The sequence below is a fragment of the Streptomyces sp. NPDC028298 genome (assembly GCF_055565895.1).
Genome location: NZ_JBVHTL010000010.1, coordinates 46,237 through 71,581, shown reverse-complemented (window position 1 = coordinate 71,581; position 25,345 = coordinate 46,237). Strand labels below are relative to the sequence as shown.

The 25,345-nt window shown below is 71.5% G+C and carries 15 protein-coding genes; 11 read left to right on the top strand and 4 right to left on the bottom strand.

The features are described from left to right. Positions 1 to 38: 38 nt before the first annotated feature. Complete coding sequence (locus ACZ4TO_RS34975; RefSeq protein ID WP_468026308.1) at positions 39 to 1,874, top strand: chitinase; 1,836 nt, start codon at positions 39 to 41, stop codon at positions 1,872 to 1,874. On the opposite strand, the gene ACZ4TO_RS34970 is transcribed toward ACZ4TO_RS34975, so the two are convergent. Further along, positions 1,813 to 2,463, bottom strand: coding sequence for a phosphatase PAP2 family protein (locus tag ACZ4TO_RS34970; protein WP_385047354.1), 651 nt, complete (start codon positions 2,461 to 2,463; stop codon positions 1,813 to 1,815). The genes ACZ4TO_RS34975 and ACZ4TO_RS34970 overlap by 62 nt on opposite strands. 525 nt (positions 2,464 to 2,988) lie before the next feature. Further along, entirely contained in the window at positions 2,989 to 4,323 is a 1,335-nt protein-coding gene (gene gabT, locus ACZ4TO_RS34965; RefSeq protein WP_382790597.1) for a 4-aminobutyrate--2-oxoglutarate transaminase, read from the bottom strand. A gap of 301 nt (positions 4,324 to 4,624) precedes the next feature. Between gabT and ACZ4TO_RS34960 the strand changes: the two genes are divergently transcribed. The 4 genes from ACZ4TO_RS34960 (at position 4,625) to ACZ4TO_RS34945 (ending at position 10,969) form a co-directional block, all read left to right on the top strand. After that, complete coding sequence (locus tag ACZ4TO_RS34960) at positions 4,625 to 7,054, top strand: ATP/GTP-binding protein (RefSeq protein WP_468026307.1); 2,430 nt, start codon at positions 4,625 to 4,627, stop codon at positions 7,052 to 7,054. A gap of 205 nt (positions 7,055 to 7,259) precedes the next feature. Continuing rightward, positions 7,260 to 8,927: a PucR family transcriptional regulator gene (locus ACZ4TO_RS34955; protein WP_382790590.1), complete on the top strand. Its 1,668-nt coding sequence runs from the start codon at positions 7,260 to 7,262 to the stop codon at positions 8,925 to 8,927. A 275-nt stretch (positions 8,928 to 9,202) separates the two neighbouring features. Beyond that, entirely contained in the window at positions 9,203 to 10,648 is a 1,446-nt protein-coding gene (locus tag ACZ4TO_RS34950) for an aldehyde dehydrogenase family protein (RefSeq protein WP_382790587.1), read from the top strand. Between the two features lie 159 nt (positions 10,649 to 10,807). Further along, the gene (locus tag ACZ4TO_RS34945; protein WP_385047366.1) at positions 10,808 to 10,969 is read left to right on the top strand and encodes a hypothetical protein; all 162 of its coding nucleotides are present in this window, start codon (positions 10,808 to 10,810) and stop codon (positions 10,967 to 10,969) included. 1,484 nt (positions 10,970 to 12,453) lie between these two features. Here the strand turns inward: ACZ4TO_RS34945 and ACZ4TO_RS34940 are convergent. Then, positions 12,454 to 12,831: a nuclear transport factor 2 family protein gene (locus ACZ4TO_RS34940; RefSeq protein ID WP_468026306.1), complete on the bottom strand. Its 378-nt coding sequence runs from the start codon at positions 12,829 to 12,831 to the stop codon at positions 12,454 to 12,456. A gap of 298 nt (positions 12,832 to 13,129) precedes the next feature. Between ACZ4TO_RS34940 and ACZ4TO_RS34935 the strand changes: the two genes are divergently transcribed. Beyond that, a complete protein-coding gene (locus ACZ4TO_RS34935; RefSeq protein WP_468026305.1) occupies positions 13,130 to 13,651 on the top strand; it encodes a hypothetical protein in 522 nt (173 codons plus the stop codon). Between the two features lie 249 nt (positions 13,652 to 13,900). Here the strand turns inward: ACZ4TO_RS34935 and ACZ4TO_RS34930 are convergent, their stop codons facing one another. Further along, positions 13,901 to 16,840: a glycoside hydrolase family 3 C-terminal domain-containing protein gene (locus ACZ4TO_RS34930; protein ID WP_468026422.1), complete on the bottom strand. Its 2,940-nt coding sequence runs from the start codon at positions 16,838 to 16,840 to the stop codon at positions 13,901 to 13,903. A gap of 373 nt (positions 16,841 to 17,213) precedes the next feature. Between ACZ4TO_RS34930 and ACZ4TO_RS34925 the strand changes: the two genes are divergently transcribed. The 5 genes from ACZ4TO_RS34925 (at position 17,214) to ACZ4TO_RS34905 (ending at position 25,313) form a co-directional block, all read left to right on the top strand. Beyond that, positions 17,214 to 18,893 carry a type 2 periplasmic-binding domain-containing protein gene (locus ACZ4TO_RS34925; protein ID WP_468026304.1) on the top strand — a complete coding sequence of 560 codons (1,680 nt, stop codon included), beginning with the start codon at positions 17,214 to 17,216 and terminating at the stop codon, positions 18,891 to 18,893. A gap of 26 nt (positions 18,894 to 18,919) precedes the next feature. Then, complete coding sequence (locus ACZ4TO_RS34920; protein ID WP_385047378.1) at positions 18,920 to 19,972, top strand: ABC transporter permease; 1,053 nt, start codon at positions 18,920 to 18,922, stop codon at positions 19,970 to 19,972. Beyond that, positions 19,969 to 20,904, top strand: a complete 936-nt coding sequence (locus ACZ4TO_RS34915; protein ID WP_468026303.1) for a carbohydrate ABC transporter permease — start codon at positions 19,969 to 19,971, stop codon at positions 20,902 to 20,904. The genes ACZ4TO_RS34920 and ACZ4TO_RS34915 overlap by 4 nt, the downstream gene beginning before the upstream one ends. 129 nt (positions 20,905 to 21,033) lie before the next feature. After that, entirely contained in the window at positions 21,034 to 23,040 is a 2,007-nt protein-coding gene (locus tag ACZ4TO_RS34910) for a beta-galactosidase (RefSeq protein ID WP_468026302.1), read from the top strand. Next, entirely contained in the window at positions 23,037 to 25,313 is a 2,277-nt protein-coding gene (locus ACZ4TO_RS34905) for a glycosyl hydrolase family 95 catalytic domain-containing protein (protein ID WP_468026301.1), read from the top strand. The genes ACZ4TO_RS34910 and ACZ4TO_RS34905 overlap by 4 nt, the downstream gene beginning before the upstream one ends. The last annotated feature ends 32 nt before the right edge of the window (positions 25,314 to 25,345 follow it).

Sequence of the window (25,345 nt, the reverse complement as noted above, 5' to 3'; positions counted from 1 at the left end):
CGCTCCATCCCCCAACTCCCCCCTGCCCGGAGGCACTCATGGCCCCCACCAGACACGACAGACCCCTCGCACCCCGCCGCCGCAGGCTGCTCGCCGCCTGCGCGGCCACCGTCCTGGCCGTGCCCGGACTGGTGGCGCTCTCCACCACCGCCCAGGCGGCCGACGTGAACGTGGCCAAGAACGGCGGCTTCGAGTCGGGCCTGGGCAACTGGACCTGCACGGCGTCCACGATCGTCAACTCGCCTGTGCACAGCGGCGGGTCGGCGATGATGGCGACCCCGGCCGGCAGCGACTACGCGCAGTGCTCGCAGACCGTGACCGTGAAGCCGGACGCGCAGTACACCCTCTCCGGCTACGTCCGCGGCGCCTACGTCTACCTCGGCGCGAGCGGCACCGGCACCACCGACGTCAGCACCTGGACCCCGTCCGCCGCCGACTGGCAGCAGCTCGCCACCACCTTCCGCACCGGCGCGTCCACCACCCAGGTCACGATCTACACGCACGGCTGGTACGGCACGGGCTCCTACTGGGCCGACGACCTCTCGCTGACCGGCCCCGGCGTCGACGTGGGACAGCCGCCGGCCGCGCCCGGCGGTCTGACGGCCGGCACGGTCACGTCCTCGTCGGTCGGCCTGTCCTGGACGGCGGTGTCCGGCGCGACCGGCTACAACGTCTACCGCGACGGGGTGAAGGTCCAGAGCGTCACCGGGACCTCGGCCACCGTGAGCGGGCTGACGGCCTCCACCGCGTACTCCTTCCAGGTCACCGCGACCAACGACGCGGGCGAGTCCGCGAAGTCGGCGACCGTCACCGCGACCACCTCGGCGGGCTCGGGCGGAGGCGGCGGAGGCTCCTCCGACCTGCCCACGCACGCGCTCGTCGGCTACCTCCACGCGAGCTTCGCCAACGGCGCCGGCTACACACGCATGGCCGACGTGCCCGCGAGCTGGGACGTGATCGACCTGGCCTTCGGCGAACCCACCTCGGTCACCTCGGGCGACATCCGCTTCAACCGCTGCCCGGTCAGCGAGTGCCCCACGGTGGAGAGCGACGCCGACTTCAAGGCCGCGATCAAGGCCAAGCAGGCCGCCGGAAAGAAGGTGCTGATCTCGATCGGCGGGCAGAACGGACAGGTCCAGCTCACCACGACGGCCGCCCGCGACACCTTCGTCTCCTCGGTCTCGAAGATCATCGACACCTACGGCCTGGACGGCCTGGACATCGACTTCGAGGGCCACTCGCTGTCCCTCGACGCGAGCGACACGAACTTCAAGAGCCCGACCACCCCGGTGATCGTCAACCTCATCTCGGCCCTGAAGACCCTCAAGGCCAAGTACGGCTCGAAGTTCGTCCTGAGCATGGCCCCGGAGACGTTCTTCGTCCAGCTCGGCTACCAGTACTACGGCACCGGGAAGTGGGGCGGCCAGGACCCGCGCGCCGGGGCGTACCTCCCGGTGATCTACGCCCTGCGCGACGACCTGACCCTGCTGCACGTGCAGGACTACAACTCCGGGTCGATCATGGGCCTCGACAACCAGTACCACTCCATGGGCGGCGCCGACTTCCACATCGCGATGACCGACATGCTGCTGACCGGCTTCCCGGTGGCGGGCGACGCGAACAACGTCTTCCCGCCCCTGCGCCCCGACCAGATAGCGATCGGCATGCCCGCCACCACCAACGCGGGCAACGGCTACGTCGCCCCGGCCGAGGTCACCAAGACCCTGGACTGCCTGACGAAGAAGACCAACTGCGGCTCGTACGCGACCCACGGCACCTGGCCCGGCCTGCGCGGTCTGATGACGTGGTCGGTCAACTGGGACCGGTTCGGAGGCTGGGAGTTCTCGCGGAACTTCGACGCGTACTTCGGCTGACGAAGAGCCACAGGGCCGACAGCAGCACCGCGCAGAGGCACCAACTGGCCACCACGTCCAGTGGCCAGTGGTAGCCGCGCCGGACCAGGCCGAAGGCCACGCCCGCGTTGAGAGCCACGCACACGCACAGCAGCGCACCGCGGGCGCCCGCGGTGCGCAGCAGCGGAAGGAGGAGCAGGGTCGCCGCGCCGTACGCGACGGCGGCGGTGGCGGTGTGCCCCGAGGGATAGAAGCCGGTGCCGGGCCCCATGACCGGGGGGCCCGGCCGGGAGACGAGTTCCTTCAGGGGCACGATCACCGCGGGCACGAGAAGCATCAGGACCGCGGCGGCGGCCGGGGGCAGCCACCAGCGGTCCAGACCGGTGGCACGGTTGTGCAGGGCGACGAGGACCAGCGCCAGCGTGAGCACCGGGACCGCCACCTGGACGCTGCCCAGGTCGGCGAGCAGTTCGGAGAAGCGGTCCGGGTGCACGAGGCCGCCGCTCAGCCGCTCGTCCAGACGCACGAGCGGACCGTCGGCCACGACCTGCCAGGTGATGAGCAGGAAACACAGGCCGGGCAGGCCGAACAGAAGAGGCGTGCGGGACATGGGGGACAGCCTGCCACTGTCCGCGCCCGCCGCGGCGCGCGCCCACCCGCCGTCGACGGCGGAAATGCGGCCGAGCCGAACAAGCGGAAGGAAGGGGCCCGCGGACGAGCGGGGTCCGGGGGCCGGCCGGAGAAGGAGTCGGCCGCCCCGGAACAGGGGGGGTGGTTCCGGGGCGGCCGCAGGACCGGAGATGCCGCGCGCCCCGGGGGGTTTGGGGCGGGCGACCGTCCGATCGGTGAGGAGAACCGGAGCCGCAAGCTCCGGGTGTGTGCGCGAGGGCACGACCAGGGCGAAGCTGGGGAGGCCTCGGCCCTGTACAGCCCACAGTTCCCTGCGGGCGGGTGCATCCCTGATCTGGTTAGAACCTACGGCAGGGGGTGCGCCTCCGACAGACGGATTCGCGTCCCGCCATGCACCTCGCACACCTTCTTCACACGCCCCCACGGGAACGCCGCAGCACCGCGCCCCCGGCGGAATCCGCCCGGGGGCGGATTCGGGGACGCGGTGCTGCGGGTGCCGTCGTCGTCAGATGCGGGCGAAGGCCTGCTCGATGATGTCGAGACCCTCGTTCAGGAGGTCCTCGCCGATGACCAGCGGGGGCAGGAAGCGGAGGACGTTGCCGTAGGTGCCACAGGTCAGGACCAGCAGGCCCTCCTGGTGGCAGGCCTTGGCGAGCGCGCCGGCCGCCTCCGGGTTCGGCTCCTTGGTGGCCGGGTCCTTGACCAGCTCGATGGCGATCATGGCGCCGCGGCCGCGGACCTCGCCGATGATCTCGAACTTCTCCGCCATGGCGCCGAGGCGGGTCTTCATGACCGACTCGATGTGCTTGGCCTTGGCGTTGAGGTCGAGCTCCTTCATCGTCTCGATCGCGCCGAGCGCACCGGCGCAGGCCACCGGGTTGCCGCCGTAGGTGCCGCCCAGACCGCCCGCGTGGGCGGCGTCCATGATCTCGGCGCGGCCCGTCACGGCGGCGAGCGGCAGACCGCCCGCGATGCCCTTGGCGGTCGTGATCAGGTCCGGGACGATGCCCTCGTCCTCACAGGCGAACCACTGGCCGGTGCGGCAGAAGCCGGACTGGATCTCGTCCGCGACGAAGACGATGCCGTTGTCCTTGGCGAACTTGCTGATGGCCGGCAGGAAGCCCTTCGCGGGCTCGATGAAGCCGCCCTCGCCGAGGACCGGCTCGATGATGATCGCGGCGACGTTGTCGGCGCCGATCTGCTTGTTGATCATGTCGATGGCCTGGGCGGACGCCTCGGCGCCGGCGTTCTCCGGGCCGGTCAGCCAGCGGTAGCCGTAGGCGACCGGCACGCGGTAGACCTCGGGCGCGAACGGGCCGAAGCCGTTCTTGTACGGCATGTTCTTGGCGGTCAGCGCCATCGTCAGGTTCGTACGGCCGTGGTAGCCGTGGTCGAAGACGACGACGGCCTGGCGCTTGGTGTACGCACGGGCGATCTTGACGGCGTTCTCGACGGCCTCGGCGCCCGAGTTGAACAGCGCGGACTTCTTGGCGTGGTCGCCCGGGGTCAGCTCGGCCAGCGCCTCGGCGACGGCGACGTAACCCTCGTACGGCGTGACCATGAAGCAGGTGTGGGTGAAGTCCTGGAGCTGGGCGGAGGCCCGGCGCACGACCGCCTCGGCGCTCGCGCCGACCGACGTCACGGCGATGCCGGAGCCGAAGTCGATGAGGCGGTTGCCGTCGACGTCCTCGATGATCCCGCCGCCGGCGCGCGTGGTGAAGACCGGGAGCACCGACCCGACACCGGCCGCGACCACGGCGGTGCGGCGGGCCTGCAGCTCCTGCGACTTCGGGCCGGGGATGGCGGTGACGACGCGGCGCTCCTGCGGAAGTGCGGTCATGAGGGGCTCCCTGATGATCTTGCGAACCGGACGGTCCCCGACGGATGCGGGGCGGTCCGGGCGGGGGGTTTTCGGACGCTTGCCTTCTTTCTTCGCAGGCTAGAGCCGACGAGGGGGGCTCGGCATGCGCCATGTGGGCGTTGTCGGAGGAATCCGTTGTCCGCGATGGACATAGAGGAGCGGACGCCCGGTCCTCCCGTCCCACCGCGGGCCCGGCCGCGTAAACGGTGAACTCGCCCCGCGGGACCACTAGATTGGCCTGAGAGCGACAGGCGGACTGGCTGGTCAGGGGGCGCACACGATGGACTTCGACGGTACGCGCGACGCACGTGGCACGCATGCCGACCCCGTGCCTCGTCCGGCCGCACCCCCCGGGGCCGTCCCCGGGGGCGCTCCGCCCAGGCCCGCGAGCCCGCCGCCCGCCCCGTCCGGCCCGCCGACGGCCCGCCCCGCCCTGCGCGACTGGCTCAACGCGCCCCGCCCGGAGGCCGCCCTCGGGATCTGGCGGTACGGATACACCGCCCCCCGGGAGTCGAAGGAGAGGCGGCGCCTGCCCTCCGTGACGATCGTCGGCCTGGTGATCCCCCTGGTGCTCGGGCTCGTCGTCTGGTCCCTGTGGCGCCGGGGGAACGTCCCCTACCAACTGGTCGTCCTGAAACTCTTCACCCCGGAGGACTGGTGGTGGGGCGGGACGACGGCCCCGAAGAGCTGGCAGGGCGTGGACGCCCGCGTCGTCTACGACGGCCTCTTCTTCGCCGCGCTGATCTACACGATGGGGCGCCTCGGAAGCTGGCGCGAGATCGCCCACCACTTCGTCGTGCAGCGCGCGCAGCCGGGCCGGGCCGTCATCGCGGCCCTCGGGGCCCTGCTGACCCTCACGTTCGTGTGGCCCGACGCCTTCCCCGGCGTCGGCTGGGAGCCCCTCCCGATCGTCAATCCGGTGCTGTCCCTGGTGGCGCTGATCGCCGGCGGCGACGACGTGTTCGCATCGCTCGGGATCACCTACGGCGTCTACACGCTGGTCACCGTGCTCGTCGTGCTGCCCTTCGCCAAGCTGGGCGGCTGGTGGCCCCTCCTCAAGGAGCGCCTCGGATCCCGGCCGGCCGCCACCGGCGCCGCGACCGGCACCGTGACGGCCTCCCCGGCCGCACCGGAAGAGCCGTCCGGCCCCCCGGCCGAATGGCCCGAACTGAGGGCCACCGGACAGCACAAGGCGGCGGAACTGCTGTCCTCCGAGGTGCTGACCGAGCGCATGAACGACGTCGACTGCGCCAGGATCCTGCGCGCCTGGACCCGGGCCAGGCGCGACGGACAGCTCGGCGTCTTCAGCGACACCGTGCTGCGCCGCGGCGCGGCGGCCTGGACCCATCCCTCCGGAGCCCGCGACCTGCCCGTCCGCGCCGCCTCCCACGACCTGCTCGCCGCCCAGGTGCGGCTCGGCCGCTGGGTCGCCAGGGAGCGCACTCCGCTCGCCTACTCCGGCGCGGGCGCCGCTCTCGGCCCGGCGACGCTCGGCACCTCCCTCCTCGCCGTCGGACCGGCGGGTTCCGGCAAGACCCGCCACCTCGTCGCGCCCGTCGCCGAATCCCTGGGGCTGCAGGCCCTCACCGCCCGCTGCGCCGTCGTGGTCGTGGCCGCGGCCGGGACACCGGTCGGCCCCGAGGCGTCGTACGACGTCGTCGTGAAGCTCGGCGACCCCGAGTCGGTCCACGACCTGGACCTGTACGCCGACTGCGACGACGCCGACGAGGCCGCCGCGTTCCTCGCGGAAGGCCTGGTCGGCGGCGCCGACGGCGTCGACGTGCGGCGCGCCGCCACGGCCCTGGCCCAGTTGCTCGGTCCCTACCGGGCCGTGCACGGCACGTTCCCCACGATTCCCGTGCTGCGCGAACTGCTCGAAGGAGTGCCCGCGCTGCTGGAGCCCCTGCGGCAGGACCTGTCGGCGGGGGGCCACCCCGCGATGCTCCGCGAACTGGAGGCACGGCTGCGCCAGAGCGGCGGCCCGAACGACCCCGGCCCGGTCCTGGCCGACCGCCTCGCGCTGCTGGACCGGCCCGTCTTCGCCGACTTCTTCGGCGCCGGCACGAGCGCCCGGCCGTTCTCGCTGCGGGCGGTGGCCCATCATCCGCTGCGGGTCCGCGTAGACCTCCCGCAACGCGGCTACGAAGAGGCGTCGCAGCTCGTCACCCGGCTCCTGCTCGCCCAGTTCGCCGCCGTCGTCCGCGGCGGCGACCGTCGCGGGCACTTCGCCTGCCTCGTCCTCGACGACGCGACCGGCGCCCTGACCGCCGAGACCGTACGCCGCATCCAGGGCCTGCGGGCGCACAACGCCGGAGTGGTCCTCGCCCTGCGGACCATCGGCGACATCCCCGAGGCGCTGCACGGACCGCTGTACGGCGCGGTCGGCTGCCGCATGGCCTTCTCCGGCGTCACGACCTGGGACGGCGGCCGCTTCGCCGAGTCCTGGGGCACCGAGTGGGTGGAGGCGCGCGACGTGGCCAAGCACACCGTCTTCGCCGACCAGCCCATGACCCGCGCCATCCACGCGCTGCGCAAACTGGTGACCGGCAAGGCGGTGACCACGGACGCCGTGACCGTGCGGCAGGTCGAGCGGGAACGCTGGTCCGCCTCCGAACTGGCCCACGCCGTCCCGCCCGGCCACGCCGTACTGTCGCTGACCAGCGTGGACGGCGAACACGCCCCGCCGCTCCTGGTGGACCTGCGGGGCTGAGGGGCGGCCGGACGCGGGGTGAAAGGGCTGCCGGGGCGGGCCTGGCGGTCGGCCGAAGGTAAGGACGTGCGGACCCGCTGACCTGGGCGTATGAGGATGAACGCACACGGCGACCGTACGGTGAGGCAGAATCGACACAGGCCGTTCATACGCCGCGGCCAAAAGATCACAGAGATCACCGAGCTCACACCGACCTGAAGGCCCCATGCCCCCCACGCTCGCCTCGCTCGTCCACCACTCCGCGCTCAAGCTCACGGTGCGCGCGGGCGAGGACCGCCTGGACGTGCCCGTCCGCTGGGCTCATGTCAGCGAGCTCGCCGACCCCGTGCCGTACATGGAGGGCGGGGAACTGCTGCTGATCACCGCGCTCAAGCTGGACGCGGACGACCCCGAGGTCATGCGGCGGTACGTGAAGCGGCTGGCCGGCGCCGGAGTCGTCGGGATCGGCTTCGCCGTCGGGGTCAACTACGACGAGATCCCCAAGGCCCTCGTCGACGCCGCCGACGAGGAGGGGCTGCCGCTCCTCGAAGTGCCCCGGCGCACCCCCTTCCTCGCCATCAGCAAGGCCGTGTCCGCGGCCATCGCCGCGGACCAGTACCGCGCCGTCACCGCGGGCTTCGCAGCACAGCGCGAACTCACCAAGCAGGCCCTGAACGACGGCCCCGAAGGACTGCTCACCGCGCTCGCCGGACAGGTCGACGGCTGGGCCGCGCTCTACGACGCCTCCGGCGCCGTCGTCGCCGCCGCACCCGACTGGGCGGGCCGCCGCGCCGCCCGGCTCACCCCCGACGTGGAGCGGCTGCGCGAGCGGCCCGCGCCCGCGAGCTCGGTCGTGGGCGGCGAGGACCGCGTCGAACTGCACTCCCTCGGCACGGGACGCAGGCCGCGCGCCGCGCTCGCCGTCGGAACCGCCGGCGCCCTCGGCACCGCCGAGCGCTACGCCGTGCACTCGGCCATCGCCCTGCTCACCCTGACCACCGAACGCTCGCGGTCCCTGCACGCCGCCGAGCAGCGGATCGGCGCGGCCGTGCTCGGCATGCTGCTCGCCGGGGAACCCGACCACGCGCGGGCCGTCGCCGGGGACCTGTACGGCGAACTGCTCGACGCCCCCTTCCGGCTGATCATCGCCGAGTCGGTGTCCGGGTCGGCCGGCCGGGCGCACGCCGACGGTCACGCGCGCGTGAACGCCGCCGCGCCCTCGAAGACCGCCGTCGCCGTGCCCGACGTCAAGGGCGATCCCCTGGGCGGCCTCGCGGAGGTCGTCGAATCGGCCGCCGCGCGGGCGGGGGAGTCCGTGCTCGTCGTGCCCGACGGGGAACGGCTGGTCGTGCTCGCCGTGGACGGCGGCGCCGCCGTCGCGGCCTGCGGTGACTACGCCGTCGGGCTGGAGTCCGCGCGGGCCGTCCCGCGCGAGCAGTCCGCCGGGGCCGCGGGCGACGAGGACGAGATCGTCGTCGGGCTCTCGGCCCCCGCCGGGCCGATCGCCGCCCGCGCCGCCTACAAGCAGGCCGAGCAGGCCCTGTCCGTCGCCAGGCGCCGCGGCAGGGTCCTCGTCGAGCACGAGGAGCTGGCGGCCGGATCCGTACTGCCGCTGCTCGCGGACGACGCCGTGCGCGCGTTCGCCGACGGCCTCCTGCGGGCCCTGCACGAACACGACGCCACCGGCCGCGGGGACCTCGTCGCCTCACTGCGGGCCTGGCTGTCCCGGCACGGCCAGTGGGACGCGGCGGCCGCCGACCTGGGCGTCCACCGGCACACCCTGCGCTACCGGATGCGCCGCGTGGAGGAGATCCTCGGCCGCTCCCTGGACGACCCCGACGTCCGGATGGAACTCTGGCTGGCCCTGAAGGCGACGGCCGCGACCGGCGAGTGAACGGGGCTCCCTGACGGGGCTCCGCGACGGGGCTCCGTGACGGGGCCCGCTCACGGATTTCCCGGACCCCTCGTCCCGCCGTCGGCGGGGCCCGCCCGGGCATGAGGCGCCCGCCCGCGGGCGACCAGGCCAAACCGGCGCACCTCGCCCTCCGACTGTTACGCGTCGGACAAACGACCGGTGATGCTCGCGGACCTACCGTGGACGGGAAAGCGCAGCACCACCAGAAACATCCCAGTCGTCACCCCCACTACGTAAGGGCCCGGGACTCGCACATGACTTCAACCCACGCCTTCTGGCTCGCCGGCCGCCAGGCCACCGGCGAGACCGCCTTCGACGTCACCTCGCCGTGGGACGGCCGCCTCGTCGGCCAGGTCAGCGTGCCCACCGAGGCCCAGGTCGAGGAGGCCGTGGCCGCCGCGTACGCCGTGCGGGACGAGTTCGCCGCGACCCCGGCCCACGTACGCGCCGCCGCCCTCGACCACGTCTCGCGCCGGCTGGCCGAGCGCACCGAGGAGATCGCCCAGCTCATCTCCGCCGAGAACGGCAAGCCGATCAAGTGGGCCCGCGGCGAGGTCGGCCGTGCGGTGTCCGTGTTCCGGTTCGCCGCGGAGGAGGCCCGCCGCTTCAACGGCGGCGAGGCGCAGCGCCTCGACACCGACGCGGGCGGCCAGGGCCGACTGGCTCTCACGCGCCGCTTCCCCAAGGGTGTCGTCCTCGGTATCGCGCCCTTCAACTTCCCGCTGAACCTGTGCGCCCACAAGGTCGCCCCGGCCATCGCCGCGGGTGCCCCGATCATCCTCAAGCCGGCGCCCGCGACCCCGCTGTCCGGCCTGATCCTCGGTGACCTGCTCGCCGAGACGGACCTGCCCGCCGGTTCCTGGAGCATCCTGCCGGTCGCCAACGACAAGATGCCCGCCCTGGTCCAGGACGAGCGCCTTCCCGTCATCTCCTTCACCGGTTCCGAGACGGTCGGTTACGCGATCATGGACTCGGTGCCGCGCAAGCACTGCACCCTGGAGCTCGGCGGCAACGGCGCGGCCGTCGTCCTCGCCGACTTCGCGAGCGACGCGGACCTGGACTGGGCCGCGACCCGGATCGCGACCTTCTCCAACTACCAGGGCGGCCAGTCCTGCATCTCGGTGCAGCGCGTGATCGCGGACGCCGCGGTGTACGAGCGCCTGCTGCCGCGCATCGTCGCCGCCGTCGAGGCCCAGGTCACCGGTGACCCGTCCGACGACAGGACGGACGTCGGCCCGCTGGTCAGCGAGGCCGCCGCCGAGCGCGTCGAGTCCTGGGTGGACGAGGCCGTCGCGGCCGGCGCCACGCTGCTCACCGGCGGCAAGCGCGACGGTGCCTCCTACGCCCCGACCGTGCTCGCGGACGTTCCGGCCGACGTCACGATCTCCTGCGAGGAGGTCTTCGGACCGGTCCTGACCGTGCAGAAGGTGGACGGCGAGGCGGCTGCCTTCGAGGCCGCCAACAACTCCAAGTACGGCCTCCAGACCGGCGTGTTCACGCACGACCTGCAGACCGCGTTCCGCGCGCACCGCGCCCTGGAGGTGGGCGGCGTCGTGATCGGCGACGTTCCGTCCTACCGCGCCGACCAGATGCCGTACGGCGGCGCCAAGCAGTCCGGCGTGGGCCGCGAGGGCGTCAAGTTCGCGATGGACGACTACACCTACGAGCGCGTGCTCGTTCTCACGGGTCTCGCACTCTGACGGAGACCCACCCGAGGCCGACGGCCCGAGCCCGACTGTGCGGGGGTTCGGGCCGTCGGCGTATCCAGCGTGCTGACGTGCAAAGACGTCCGATTTTCAGCTGGTTCTCGCTCCGAGCACCGCTACGGCTTCGACCGCTGGGCTGTGGAGGGCATCGTAGTGCCGGACTTGCCGAGTGACGGTCCGGGCGACTGTCACTCGGTTGACCTGGAGAAGTTCGAGAAATGCGACTGGCCGGGCACCGAGTACGGCGGCACCGGCCTGCGGCACCTCCCGGTGGGCGCCGGTGCGCTCCTCGGCTGCTGTGCCCCGGAGCTGTAAACGGTGGCGCCCGAGGAGATCCTGATCGGCGCCTTGGCCGACGGGCAGCGGTACGTGTCTCCGGACGAGGACGAGAACCGGAGCCCGAAACCGGCGGCGATTTCGTGACGGGGAGCCGGGCACCGCCCTGCCGCCCGTCCCGGATTCCGCGTACGGGCCGGACGCGGTCGAGCCGCCGCCGCTGGACTTCGCCCCGCTCGACACGTGCCTGCCGTCGACCAGGCCGACGACGGCAGTGACCCGAGCGACCCAGTCCGGTAGCCGACGGGCACACCTGCGGATACTGCGGCCAGCCGTACAAGACGGCACGGGGCCTCGACGGTCACCGCCGCGCTGCGCACCCCGACCGTGGGGAAGCGTGGCGTGCGGATCCAGCCGATACCGCGCGAGATCGGCACGACCGTTGCAAGCGGATCCGCGAGCCATCGAAATGTTCGCGGCGGCCAACGTGAGTATGTACAGGTCGCTCGTCGAACGCAGGCCCGAGCAGAACTGGCTTCAGGTAATGGCTGAGGCGTGCCAGGCCCGGAGCGATCACCGTGACATCAAGATAAGTCGTCAACTTTTTTCCCTTGTGTCACAAGGGTGGCTGATTAGTTGTGCGACGTCCTTCTCGCTGTCACACTCCGGAGCTACACATGAATCCGGGGGGCCTCATGTCATTTCCTGCACCGCCGCCGGTGCCTCCACGATCGCCTTCACCATCCGTCCCGGGTCGCCCGAAGAGGACACCCGAACATTGGTCCGCAATGGCGGCGCTCATTACGGCGGTAGTGGGCGTACTGACGTTCGTAGTCGGCTTTATCGGTCTGCCAGCCGCTGGGGTCAAGTCACCGGTGGGTGGCGTCGCGACGGTTACAGCTACAACCACGACTACAGCTACAGCTACAGAAACTGTCTCGGCGCAACCGGCAGCGCCGTCTGGAGCTGGCGGACCGGAAACACCCGAAGCTGCTGGTCAGTACTCCGTTCGATGGACTGGGAAGCTCATCTTCAACGGGTATTTCGACTTCGACACCGTCCCTCCAACGAGTGGCGGCGGAACCGATATCTGGGTCCAGGCTGTCACTTCCGCAGGGCAAGCGCAGATTGGAGGCCTGTCCATCCCTGTCGTCCTGCTCCCCAAAGGGAGTAAGACCACACCTGCTGAATGCATTGACCTAGTCAAGACTCAGGGGGCCTACGATGCGTTGGTTCCAGTGGGTCGGACCGTGTGCCTCATTACAGACGAGGGACGTCCTGCCTTCGGGACCGTCACTGCGTTGAGCGACACTCAGAAGAATCGCGTTACGTGGAACGTGATTGTGTGGGACAAGGCCGAAGGCTCCTAAAGGCTGGTTGTGTGTGCCCCAGGCGTCGCTGTGCACTGCCACGCTGTCGAGTGCGGCATCCAGCCGTGAAGGCGCACGGCTGATGGAAACGGCCTGCCGCGAGCTGGCAGGCCGTCATGAGAAGGCGGGCCTCGGGTTATCGCCCGGCCCTCATCAGGCCTTTCCGCACACGTGCCAGGAACCGTCGTCCTGGGTGACGACCCAGCGGACGTATGTGGTCGTGGCTCCGGGGCTGTTCTCATCGACAACGACCACTGCGTGATCGCTCTTCATCGTCTCGCTGCGGTGCTTGATGGAGGTAATCGGGTCCGCCCTGAACATTTCGTCCAGTACCTCCTTGGCGTCGCCCTTGTACTTCGGGCAGAGGGCGTCAGTGAGGGCGTTGACATCGTCGTCTATCCCGGCGTCGTAGAACGCGTCGACAGCGGCCTTCGGGGATTGGGGGCCGTCAGAGCCGCAGCCGCTAGTCAGCATCGTGGCCGCCGCGAGAAGGCCGAGGGTGGCGACACGTCGCCCGGTGATGGATCGCATGAGAGGGAGCCTTTGGTTCGAAGGGGTGTGCCGGGACGTCAAAGAGATGTGCGTTTTGCGTGAAGAAGATCGCTAGAAACCGTGTTGATCTTGTATCACCGCTGTTCGGAGCACGTCAATGCTGGTTGCACGTATCTCGTTGGCTGGGACGGCTTCACCGGCCGCCCCCCGTGCCGGACCTGATCCGCGGGCAAGCCGCCGAGGCTGCATTGAGTCCCCGTCAGCACAGGGCGCAGCTTTGTTTTCGATGACGCCGCTGGTTCTGGGCCGGGTCTCCAGGCGCACGGAGGTTCCAGGCATGGCCTGCCCCCTGATCGCCAACCTCGACACGGTGCGGCTGACGCGTCTCGACTCCTGCGGCCGGCTTGTCTGCGGTGCCGACAACGGCATCGCCTTCGACCGCATCGCGTCTCTGGGCGTGAACGTCGACTCGGACGACGGCGCGGACGTCGAGTGCAAGGCCGCCGACGGCCGCGTCTGCGGCTACAAGAAGGGCTGCCCGACCTTCTGCGGCTATGACCTCGAACTGAACTTCTTCAGCGTCTCCTCGGAGATCATCGAGATCGCCACGGGCAACCCCCTGGTCCTCGGCTACAACGGCAGGCCGAACGGATGGGGCGACGTCTCGATCTCCTGCGACACCGGCTTTGCCCTGGAGGGCCGGAGCGAGGTCGTTGGGGAAGAGGTCTGCGTCACCAACGGCCTCGCCGCCGGAGCGTGGGTGCACTTCCCGCTCCCGTGGATCACGAACGGCTCCTTCGCCGACGCGTTCGTCTGCCGGTGCATCCGGGCCGAGTTCCCCCGGCCCGTACGGGCGTGAAGGGGGGACGCTGATGGCGATCCAGACCGGCCCGTGCCAGGCCTGGCCCGTCGACCTGTGCTGCTCGGGTGAGGGGGGTGGAGTAGGAGGTCCCGATGCCGGGTCCCGTCGTGCGAGGCCGACCGGTGGGCTCGGACGTGACCGAAAACGGCGTGTCTAGTGGCAATCGTTTTCAGTTAACGTCGGGAAAGAGGGGCCCGGCACCGATGCCTTCCGGTGCCGGGCCCCCGTGCCGGCCTCTCCGGACCCTCAACCGGAGAAGCCGACGTGCGCGAGCCGGAGCCGGCCGCGCAGTCCGAGGCGGATGTCGCGGACACCCGCGGCGGTGAACGCGGCGGTGAGAACGCGGTAGTCGTAGGGGCCGTCCGTCCCGCTCGACGCGAGTTCGACGGCAGGACCTGAGCCCGGCGGTTCTCCGGTGACCGGGGCGGGGTCCTGCCCGGTGGCCGCTGCGAGGTCCCGCGTCGGCACGCGCACCGACGGGCCATCGTCCAGCGAGACCTCCACGACCCCCTCGCCCGCCACCTCGACGACCACACCGCCGACGCCCGCTCCGAAGTCGCAGCCCAGATAGAGGAGTTCGCCGGAGCCGCCGTCCACCGTGGTCACCGCGTCGCCCGCCGACCTCGTACGGTCGACGATGGCGATGCCGGTCTGTTCGTCGAAGTCGACCGCGTTCAGGCCGTGTTCGCGCACCGGACGGAACGCGCCGGGTTCTCCGTCGAGTTCGACGGTCCCGGTCAGCCGGACGTCGTCGCTGGACGCCCCGACCAGCACCTCGTACGCGCCCGGCTCGAGGCGTCGGCGGCCGCACGCCACGTCCCAGAACTCCATCTCGGAGAGCGGGAGTTCGAAGGTGACGTCGGTCGAGGCGCCCGGGGCGAGCCGGATCCGGCGGTGCGCCGCCAGCGCGCGGCGCGGGCGGGGCACGGACGGCGCGACCGCCCGGGTGTAGAGCTGGACGACCTCGTCGGCGGTCACGGCCCCGGTGTTCGTCACGGCGCAGGAGACGGTCAGCGCGTCGTCCTCGCGGAGGACCCGCAGGTCCGCGTAGGCGAACGAGGCGTAGGACAGCCCGTGCCCGAACGGGAAGAGCGGGGTGCCCTCGAAGTAGAGGTAGGTCTGCCGGCCGCCGATCACGTCGTAGTCGAGCAGACCCGGCAGGTCGTCGTCCCCGGCGTACCAGGTCTGCGGGAGCCGACCCGCGGGGGAGACGTCCCCGGCGAGGACACGGGCCAGCGCGGTGCCCGCGGCCTGGCCGCCGTGCGCGGTCCACAGCAGGGCGGGCAGGCCGGTGTGGTCGACGGCGTACGGGTAGGCGGAGACCAGGACCAGCGCGGTGTGCGGGTTCGCCGCGCGGGCCGCCTCCAGCAGACGCCGCTGGTGGGCGGGCAGCCGCAGCGTCGTACGGTCCTCGGTCTCGCGGCCGTTGATGTGCGGGTCGTTGCCCGCGACGACGAGGACCACGTCCGCCGAGGCGGCGGCCCGCGCCACGGCGTCCTCCCCGCGCTCGGTGAACTCCACCTCGAAGATCTCGGCCTCCCTGGCGTCCCGCCCGGCAACCTTCACGCCGTCGGCGGCGACACAGACGTATCCGCCCGTCCCGAGGTGCTTCAGGAGGTGGCCGCTTCGATGGGGTGCGCAGGGTTCCAGCCGGAAGGTCTCCTGGACGACCCAGCCGCCCGGTTGTTCGGCGGAGGCGCGGAGGAATCCGTCCTCGGCGACCGACAGGTAGCGGCCGTCGGGGGCACGCAGCGTGAGGACGCCCTCGCCCCAGTCGATCAGCGCCAGCTCGGTGCCGACGGCGTCGGCGGTCAGCGGGGGCAGGTCGGTGCGGCCCGCGATCAGCGCCGGATCGAGGGCGCCCTCGGCACCCCGCGCCTCGGCACCCCGCGCCTCCTCCGACGCGTCGTCCACGGTGGGCACCGCGAGACACCGGCCGGACGCGGTCCTCAGGCGTACGCGGTCCACGCCCTCGGCGAAGTCCACCCGCTCGGCGCCGAAACGCTCGTACAGGCCCTCCAGCGGTGTCGACCGGTGGAGGAGCGTGCCGCTGTACCAGTCGAGCTTGCACTCGTCGGCGAGCAGTCCGACGACGGCGAGGCGGACGCCGGGGCGCAGCGGCAGCAGTCCGTCGTTCTTCAGCAGGACGACCGCCTGTTCCGCGGCCTCGAGGGCGAGCGCGCGATGGGCGGGCGTGTCGAAGTCTCCGGTGCCCGCGTACGGGTCGAGTTCCGGGTCGAACTCGCCGAGCCGGAAGCGCACGGCGAGCTGGCGCCGGACCGCGGTGTCGATGTCGGCCTCGGTCAGCAGGCCGCGCTCCAGGGCACCCCGGACGCGTGCGGTGATCCGCGAGCCGTCCGTGCCGTGGTCGGTGAAGCTGTCGACGCCGGCGAGGAGCGCGGCGGCGGTCGCCTCCTCGTGGGTGTCGAAGTAGTGCTCGGAGTCGGCCAGGTTGGAGGGCGCGCCCGCGTCCGAGCAGACCAGCAGTTCCTGGTCGGTCCAGGCCCGCAGGTGCTCGCGCAGATACGGCGAGACGTGGTTGGGGCGGCCGTTGACCAGGTTGTACGCGGGCATGACCCCGGCGACGGCGCCCGCCAGGACGGTGTCGCGGAAGGCGCGCAGGTCGTACTCGTGCAGCACGCGCGGCCGGACGGAGGAGGACGAGGTGTCCCGGTCCGTCTCGTTGTTGTGCGCGAGCCAGTGCTTGAGGACCGGTGCCGTGCGCCAGTAGACCGGGTGGTCGCCGCGCAGTCCGCGGGTGTAGGCGGTGGCGACGGCGGAGGTGAGCGCCGGGTCCTCCGAGTAGCCCTCCTCGTTGCGGCCCCACAGCGGGTGGCGCAGCAGATTGACCGTGGGGGACCAGACGTTGAGCCCCACGCGGTCGTCCCGGGTGCGCATCGCGCGCGCCTCCGCGGCGACCGCCTCCCCGATCCGGCGCACGAGCTCCGTGTTCCAGGTCGCGCCGAGCCCCACGGCCTGTGGGAACACCGTCGCCGGGCCCATCCAGGCGACCCCGTGCAGCGCCTCCTGGCCGGTGCGGAAGGCGGCCACCCCGAGCCGCTCGACGGCGGGCGCGTACTGGTGCAGGAACGCGATGCGCTCCTCCAGGGTGAGCCGCGTCAGCAGGTCGTCGATGCGCTTCGCGAAGGGCAGGCTCGCGTCACGGAAGGGCGGCATGGAGGGCATCTCTTCGGGCACGTGGTGATCCCTTCGCGGTGGGGCATCGAAGGTCTTTCGAAGCGCTTCGATGCTCGATCGACCGACGGGTGGGTGTCAAGACACCTGACCGCACGGCCTCCGTTTCTCGCCAACAGGGTCAAGTGCCATATGGACATGCTCTGTTGCCCGAGCCTCCGAGGAATCTTGGGAGCGACCCTTGTGCACCCCCAGGCGTTCACTTAACCTCGCAGCAACATCGAAGCGCTTCGATTGTCGGGCTCCCCTCTTCCCGGGAACAGTCCCCCGAGGACCGCTTCAGCTCAGGCAGATCCACTCAAGACACCGCAGCCGACGGCTCCACCGCCGGGTGTCCTGCTGTGCGCCATGAAGGGTTGACGCAATGACGCCGAACTCCGCCCCATCCGCCCCCAGCCGGAGAAGCTTCCTCGCCTCCACGGCGGTCGCAGCGGCCGCCGTGGCGGGCGGAACGCCCCTGCTCGCCGCGTGCGGCGGAGGACAGGACGGCAGCAAGGACGGCACCACCTCGGGGAAGGACGCCCAGAAGATCCTTCCGGCGTTCGTGGCGTCGAGCATCGTCACGCCCGACCTGCCGTCGAAGAACGGATCGGCGGCCGGCTTCACCCGGGCGATCGACCTGGACGCGCTGAAGACGTCCGTCCCGAAGAAATTGGGAACCGGCGGCGACCTGAAGATCATGTCGCCGTTCTGGGGCACCCCGCCGGCGGGCGACAACGCCTACTACACGGCCATGAACGAGGCCATCGGCATCAAGGCGACCTGGCAGAACCAGGACGGCAACACCTACGACGAGAAGCTGGGCGCGGTCCTCGCCTCCAGCGACATCCCGGACGTCGTGGTCGTCCCCGGCTGGAACCTGAACGGCAGGATTCCGAGCGCCATCGACGCCAAGTTCGCCGACCTCGGCCCGTACCTGTCGGGCGACAAGGTCAAGGACTACCCGAACCTCGCGGCCGTACCGACCGACGCCTGGCAGCGCTCCATCTTCGGCGGCCGGCTCCGCGCGATCCCGATGCCCGCCTCGTACGTCACCAACATCGCGCCCTTCTACCGCAAGGACGTCTTCGCCGCGAAGGGCTACACCCTCCCCACGTCGCCCGACGAGTTCCTGGCCTGGGCGAAGGAGGCCACCGACGCCAAGGCGAAGGTGTGGGCCTGCGACGACCTCAAGTGGACGGCCTTCAACATCTACGGCGTCCTCAACGGCAGCGACAAGGCCCTGTGGTGGGACCTGAGGGACGGCAAGCTCGTCAACCGGATCGAGACCGACGCCTACCTCGAAGCCCTGGAGTGGACCCGCAAGCTGTACGCGGCGGGTGTCGTCCACCCCGACGCCAAGGCCGTCAAGGGCGACGCGTCCAACCGCTTCACCGCGGGCCAGTCCCTCGTCTTCAACGGCGACCTGTCCTACTGGTACGGATCGACGGCCGAACAGCGCACCCAGAAGACCGACTTCGAGATGGGCGCCTTCGACATCTTCGGCCCCGACGGCGGCGACCCCACGCTCTGGGCGACCCAGCCCGCCGGGATCTTCACCTTCGTCAGCAAGAAGGCGTCCAAGCAGCAGATCAAGGACTTCCTCGCGCTCGCCGACTTCTGCGCCGCCCCGTACGGCACCAAGGAGTACATGCTGACGGTCTACGGCGTCGAGGGCACCGACTACACCGTCAAGGACGGACTGCCCACCAAGACCACCAAGGGCACCAACGAGGTCAACGGCGCCTACGACTACACCGGGGACCCGGCCGCCTACCTCGCCCACCCCGATCTGCCGGAGATCGCCAAGCTCCAGGTGGAGTGGCAGCAGCGCATGGGCGCCTTCACCAAGAAGTCCTCCTTCTACGGCCTGACCATCACCGAGCCCAGCCGGTGGACCAACCTCGCCAACGACTTCGAGCAGCTCGAGGACGACATCGTCCGCGGCCGCAAGAAGATCGCCGACATGCAGCAGGCCGTCGCGGACTGGAAGCAGAAGGGCGGCGACGACCTGCGCGCCTGGTACAAGAAGCTGCTCGACGACAACGGCTCCACGGCCAAGTGACCCGGAACTGAGGCAAGGAGAAGGCCGTGTCCCACAGCACGGTGCCTCGGAGCAGGGCCGGGGCCAGGGCGGGCGAGAAAGCGCAGGACGGGAACCCGCCGGACGGCGCGGCCGCGGAGCCCGCCGCCGGGAGCGCCCGGCACGGCGCGGGAAAGCCGGCCTTCCGGCTGCGGTTCAGACGCGACCGCACCCTGATCCTGATGACCCTGCCCGCGGTCGCCCTGTTGCTCGTCTTCACCTACATACCGGTGCTGGGCAACGTGGTCGCCTTCCAGGACTACGACCCCTATCTGAGCGACAACGGCTTCGTCGCCATCTTCGAGAGCCCCTGGACCGGACTGGAGAACTTCCAGCGGATCTTCGCCGACTCGCAGTTCTGGCACGCCGTGCAGAACACGTTCGTCCTGTTCTTCCTCCAGCTCGTGCTCTACTTCCCGATCCCGGTCGCCCTCGCCCTCCTCATCAACAGTGTGGTCAGACCCCGGGTCCGGGCCGTCGCCCAGGCGGTCATGTACCTTCCGCACTTCTTCTCCTGGGTCCTCGTCGTCACCGTCTTCCAGCAGATCTTCGGCGGCGCGGGGATCATCGCCCAGACCCTGCGCCGCCACGGCCACCAGGGCATCGACCTGATGACCGACCCGGGGATCTTCAAGTTCCTGGTGACGGCCGAGGGCGTCTGGAAGGACGCGGGCTGGGGCATCATCGTCTTCCTCGCCGCTCTCGCGTCCGTGTCGCCCGACCTGTACGAGGCCGCCGCCATGGACGGGGCCGGCCGCTGGCGCCGGATGTGGCACATCACCCTGCCCGCCCTGCGCCCGGTGATCGCCCTCCTCCTGGTGCTGCGCGTGGGCGACGCGCTCACCGTCGGCTTCGAGCAACTCCTGCTCCAGCGTGACGCGGTGGGCCCCGGAGCCTCCGAGGTCCTCGACACCTACGTGTGGTGGAACGGCATCCGCAACCAGGACTTCGGCTACGCCGCGGCGGCCGGACTGATCAAGGGGGTGGTCGGCCTCGGGCTCGTCCTGGCGGCCAACAAGGCCGCCCACCTCATGGGCGAGCAGGGGGTGTACGAGAAATGACCGCCGTGACCCGGGCACCGGGCGACAGGCACCGCCGCTGGGCGGCGCCGCCCCGGCCGCCCTGGGAGGAGGAGCCGTCGAAGGCCGGCCTCGCGGGCAAGGGGATCGCCCTCGGCCTGGCCGCCTTCGCGATCCTCTTCCCGCTCTGGATCGTCGTCGTCACCAGTCTCCAGTCGAAGAAGACCATAGACGCGGCCGGCGGCCTCGTCGTCGTCCCCCAGGGCGTCACCTTCATCGCCTACCGGGAACTGCTCACCGGCGGCCAAGTGCAGCGCGCCGCGCTCGTCAGCGTCGGAGTGACCCTGACCGGAACCCTGTTCAGCATGGCGGTCTCGGTGCTGTGCGCGTACGGCCTCTCCCGGATCGGGTCGCTCGGCCACCGCTGGTTCCTGATGCTGCTGCTCGCCACGATGTTCTTCGGCGCCGGCCTCATCCCCACCTATCTGCTGGTGCAGGCGCTCGGCCTGACCGACACCTATCTCGCGCTGATCCTCCCCAGCGCCGTGAGCGTGTTCAACATCCTGGTGCTGCGGGCGTTCTTCATGGGCATCTCGCCCGAACTCGTCGACAGCGCCCGCATCGACGGCGCGGGCGACTGGCGCATCCTGTGGCAGATCGTGATGCCGCTCTCCCGCGCCGTCCTCGCGGTCATCTCGCTGTTCTACGCGGTCGGTTACTGGAGCGCCTGGTTCAACGCCTCCATCTACCTGAGCGACCAGGACATGATGCCGCTGCAGAACGTCATGATCCAGTTGGTGCAGAAGCAGGAACGGCCGGTCGGCCTCGCCACCCAGATCAACACCGGCCAACTGTCGCCGCTCGCCGTCCAGATGGCCGTCATGGTGCTGGCGCTGCTGCCCGTCGCCGTCCTCTCGCCCTTCGTCCAGCGGCACTTCAAGAAGGGCATGCTCACCGGCGCCGTGAAGGGCTGACCCGGCCGGCCCTCCCCGCCGGGACACCCCAACCGCCCGCGCCATCCCTCCAGCTCGCCGCGGCCGGCCTGCTCCTGACCGGCGGCCGGCCGCGGCGGACCACATCTCTCACCCCGATCGAGGTGGCTCATGCGCACGCCCCCAGGAACCGGCGAAGAGACCGGGCGGCCGAGTCTGAGCGACGCCACCCGGGGCCGCATCCTGTTCGGCGGCGACTACAACCCCGAGCAGTGGCCCGAGGAGATCTGGCACGAGGACGTCCGCCTCATGAAGGAGGCCGGCGTCAACTCCGTCACCGTCGGGGTCTTCTCCTGGGCGAGACTCGAACCACGCCCAGGAGCCCGCGAGTTCGGGTGGCTGGACCGGCTGATGGACCTGATGCACGACCACGGCGTCGGCGTCGTGCTCGCCACCCCCACCTCCTCGCCACCGCCCTGGATGGGCCGGCTGCACCCCGAGACCCTGCCCCGGGACGAGGACGGCCGCGTCGAATGGTGGGGCTCACGACAGCACTTCTCGCACTCCAGCGCCGTCTACCGCCGCTGTGCCGCCGCCATCACCGAGGACCTCGCCGCCCGCTACGCGGGCCACCCCGCGCTCACGATGTGGCACATCAACAACGAGTACTGCACCTTCGACCACGGCGACGAGGCGGCCACCGCTTTCCGGCGCTGGCTCCGGAGGAGATACGGCACCGTCGAGGCACTCAACACGGCCTGGGGCACGGCCTTCTGGGGCCAGGCCTACGACGACTGGCACGAGGTGATCCCACCGCGCCGAGCCCACTACATGAAGAACCCGACGCAGGTCCTCGACTTCAAACGGTTCACCTCCGACATGCTCCTGGAGTGTCACCTCGCCGAGCGGGACATCGTCCGCCGCCACAGCCCCGGCATCCCGGTGACCACCAACTTCATGCCGATGTGGGTGGGCCAGGACGCCTGGCGGTGGGCCCGGGAGGAGGACGTCGTCTCGGTCGACCTCTACCCCGACCCGCGCGACCCCCTCGGAGCACAGCACGGAGCACTCGTCCAGGACATGACGCGCTCCCAGGCGGCGGGCGGCCCCTGGATGCTCATGGAACAGGCCGCCGGAGCGGTCAACTGGCGCGGGGTGAACCACCCCAAGCCACGCGGGCTGAACCGCCTGTGGTCCCTGCAGGCCGTGGCGCGCGGCGCCGACGCCGTCTGCTACTTCCAGTGGCGCCAGTCCCGGCAGGGCGCCGAGAAGTTCCACTCCGGGATGATCGGCCACGCGGGGGAGCGGGGCCGTACCTTCCAGGAGATCAAACGGATCGGCGCCGAACTGGCACTCCTCGCACCACACGTGACGGGCACCCGGGTCGAGGCGGACATCGTGGTCCTGCACGACTGGGATTCCTGGTGGGCGGGAGCGCACGACGGCCGGCTGTCCGCCGAGAACGACTGCGCCGAGGTCGTACGGGCCTGGCACCGCGCCCTGTGGGAGGCCCACCTCACCACGGCGTTCGCCCATCCCGAGCACGACCTCTCCGCGTACCGGATGGTCGTCGTGCCCCAGCTCTACCTGCTCACCGACGTGGCCGTCGAGAACCTCCTCGCCTACGCGCGCGCCGGCGGCACACTCGTCTGCGGCTTCCTCACCGGCGTCGCGGACCAGGACGACCGGGTGCGGCCGGGCGGCATGGACGAGCGGCTGCGCGCGCTGTTCGGCATCCGGGTGCTGCACGAATGGTGGCCGCTGGACGCGGGGGAGAAGGTGGCGTGCGACGGCTTCACGGGCACGCTCTGGTCCGAGGAGATCGAGGCCGAGGACGCCGCGGCCGTCGAGGCCCGCTACCGCGGCGGCGAACTCGACGGACTGCCCGCCGTGCTCCGCAGGGGCACCGCCCGCTACCTCTCCACGCTCCCCGAACCGGCCGCCCTGCGCGCCCTGCTGGCGCGGGCGGCCCTGAGCGCGGGCGTCCGGACGGTGCTCGACGGACTGCCCGAGGGGGTCGAGGCCGTCCGGCGCGGCGACCTGCTCTTCCTGCTCAATCACGGGCGCGCCCCGGTGACCGTCGAGGTGCCGGGCAGCCACCGAGACCTGCTCGGCGGCGCGTCCGTGCGGGACTCCGTACGACTGGAGCGGTACGGAGCGGCGGTGCTCGCCCCATGACCGCTCAGGCCCGCCCCGGCCCCCACGCGGACCGCCCCGCGGCGGAGGACGGCCCCGGCTCCGCCCCCGTCCACGGCACCTGGGAACCCCGGCCCGCCGCCCGCTGGGAGGACGCCTTCCTGAGCGGCAACGGCACCCACGGCGCCATGGTGTTCGGCGATCCGGACGACGACCGGGTCATCGTCACCCATCACCGTCTGGTCCGCCCCAACGGCAGCTCGCGGGCCCGCCCGCCCGAACTCGCCGACCGCCTCACCGACGTGCAGGACCGGCTGCTCGCCGGAGACGTGAGAGCCGGCGAGGACTTCACCGACGGCCGGCCGCTGCTGTGGGTGCAGCCCTTCCACCCGGCGTTCCAGGTGCGGCTGCGCCGCCCCGTCGGGGAACCGCGCGGCTGCCGGCGCGAGAGCGACTTCACCACCGGGGTCGTCCGCGCCCTGTGCGGCGACCGGCGCGCCGAGGTGTTCGTCTCGCGCGCAGACGACGTGATCACGCAGTACGTGACCACCCCCGGCCCCGCGACCGAGGTGACGCTGGACCACCGGCTGCCGGGAGCGCCCCCGGACCTGGCCGTGGAGCACGGAGCCGTCCACACCCCCGAGGGCGCGCTGCTCACCCTGCGCGCCCGCTATCCCGGCAGCGACCTGGCGTACACCGGAGTCACCCTCCTCGTCACGGACGGCGCCGTCCGTCCCGCGCTCACCGGCGTACGCGTCGACGGCGCCCGCTCGATGCTGCTGCTCACCCGGGTGCGCCGGCACCCCGGGGCCCCGGACGTCCTCGCCGAGCTCCGCGCCCTGCGGGACCTGCTGCCCGAGACCGGGCACGGCCCCGAGGACACCGGGCACGCGTACGCCCACCTGCTCGCCCGGCACACCGACCTCCACCGCGCCGCCTACCTCCGCGTCACCCTCGACCTGGGCGCCGACCCCGCCGAACGGGCGCTGCCCGGATCGGAACTGGTCCTGCGCCCGAGGAGCCCGGCCCTCCTGGAACGGCTCTTCGCTGCCGGCCGGTACCACCTGCTGTCCGCGTCCGGCACCCTCCCGCCACGCCTGACGGGCCTGTGGACCGGCGACTGGGACACCGCCTGGTCCGGGGCGTTCACCACGGACGCCAACCTCAACCTGCAGACGGCGTCCGCCGCCGCGGCCGCCCTCCCCGAGGTCACCGAGGCACACGCGGCCCTGGTCCACGGCCAGTTGCCGCACTGGCGGGACAACGCCCGGGCCGTCTTCGGCGCCCGCGGCGTGGTCGCCCCCGCCCACACCGACGGCGAGTCGGGCCACACCTACCACCTCAGCCGCGCCTACCCGCTGCACGTGTGGACCGCGGGCGCCGACTGGCTGCTCAAGCCCCTCGTGGACCACGACGAGACCCGCGGCGCCCGCGACCCGCGCCTCGCCGCCGCCCTCGCCGAGACCGCCCGCTTCTACGAGGACTTCCTCACCCGGACCGACGCCGCCGGCCACCTGGTGATCGTGCCGTCCTACTCCCCGGAGAACCGGCCCGCGAACGCGAGCTGGGTGACCGTCAACGCCGCCATGGACCTCTCGGCGGCCCGGCACGCCCTGCGCACGGCGGCCGCCTACCACCCGGGCCCCGCCGCCGAACGCTGGCTCGCCCTCGCCGACCGGCTGCCGCCCCACCGGGTCAACTCCGACGGCGCGCTGGCCGAATGGGCCCGCCCCGGACTCGACGACACCTACGACCACCGGCACCTCAGCCACCTCTACGGCGTCTGGCCCCTCGACGAGATCAACCCCTACGACACCCCCGGCCTCGCCGCCGCGGCCCACCGCGCCCTCGAACTGCGCGGCGCCGAGAACGACTCGGCGCACGGCCACCTCCACCACGCCCTGGTGGCCGCACGGCTGCGCGACGCCGGACGGGTGGCGGGGGCCCTCGACGACGTCCTGGCCGGGGACTTCTTCCACGTCTCCCTGATGAGCGGCCACTACCCGAACCGTCACGTCTACAACGCCGACGCCGCCCACACCCTGCCGGCCGTCCTCATCGAGGCACTCGTCCAGTCCACCCCACGGCGACTCGTCCTCTTCCCGGCGCTCCCCACGAGCCTGCCGAGCGGCGAACTCCACGGCGTCCGTACGAGGTTCGGCGCCCGTGCCGACCTCACCTGGACCCCCGAGGGCGCCACCGTCGTCCTGCGCCCGGACCGCACCTGCCGCATCGAACTCCGGACTTCCGCCGGCGCGCGACCGCTCTCCCTGAGCGCCGGAGAAGACCGCGTCCTCACCCTGGGGCCGCGGTAGCCCCCGAACATCCCCCCACCCATGAAAGGGAC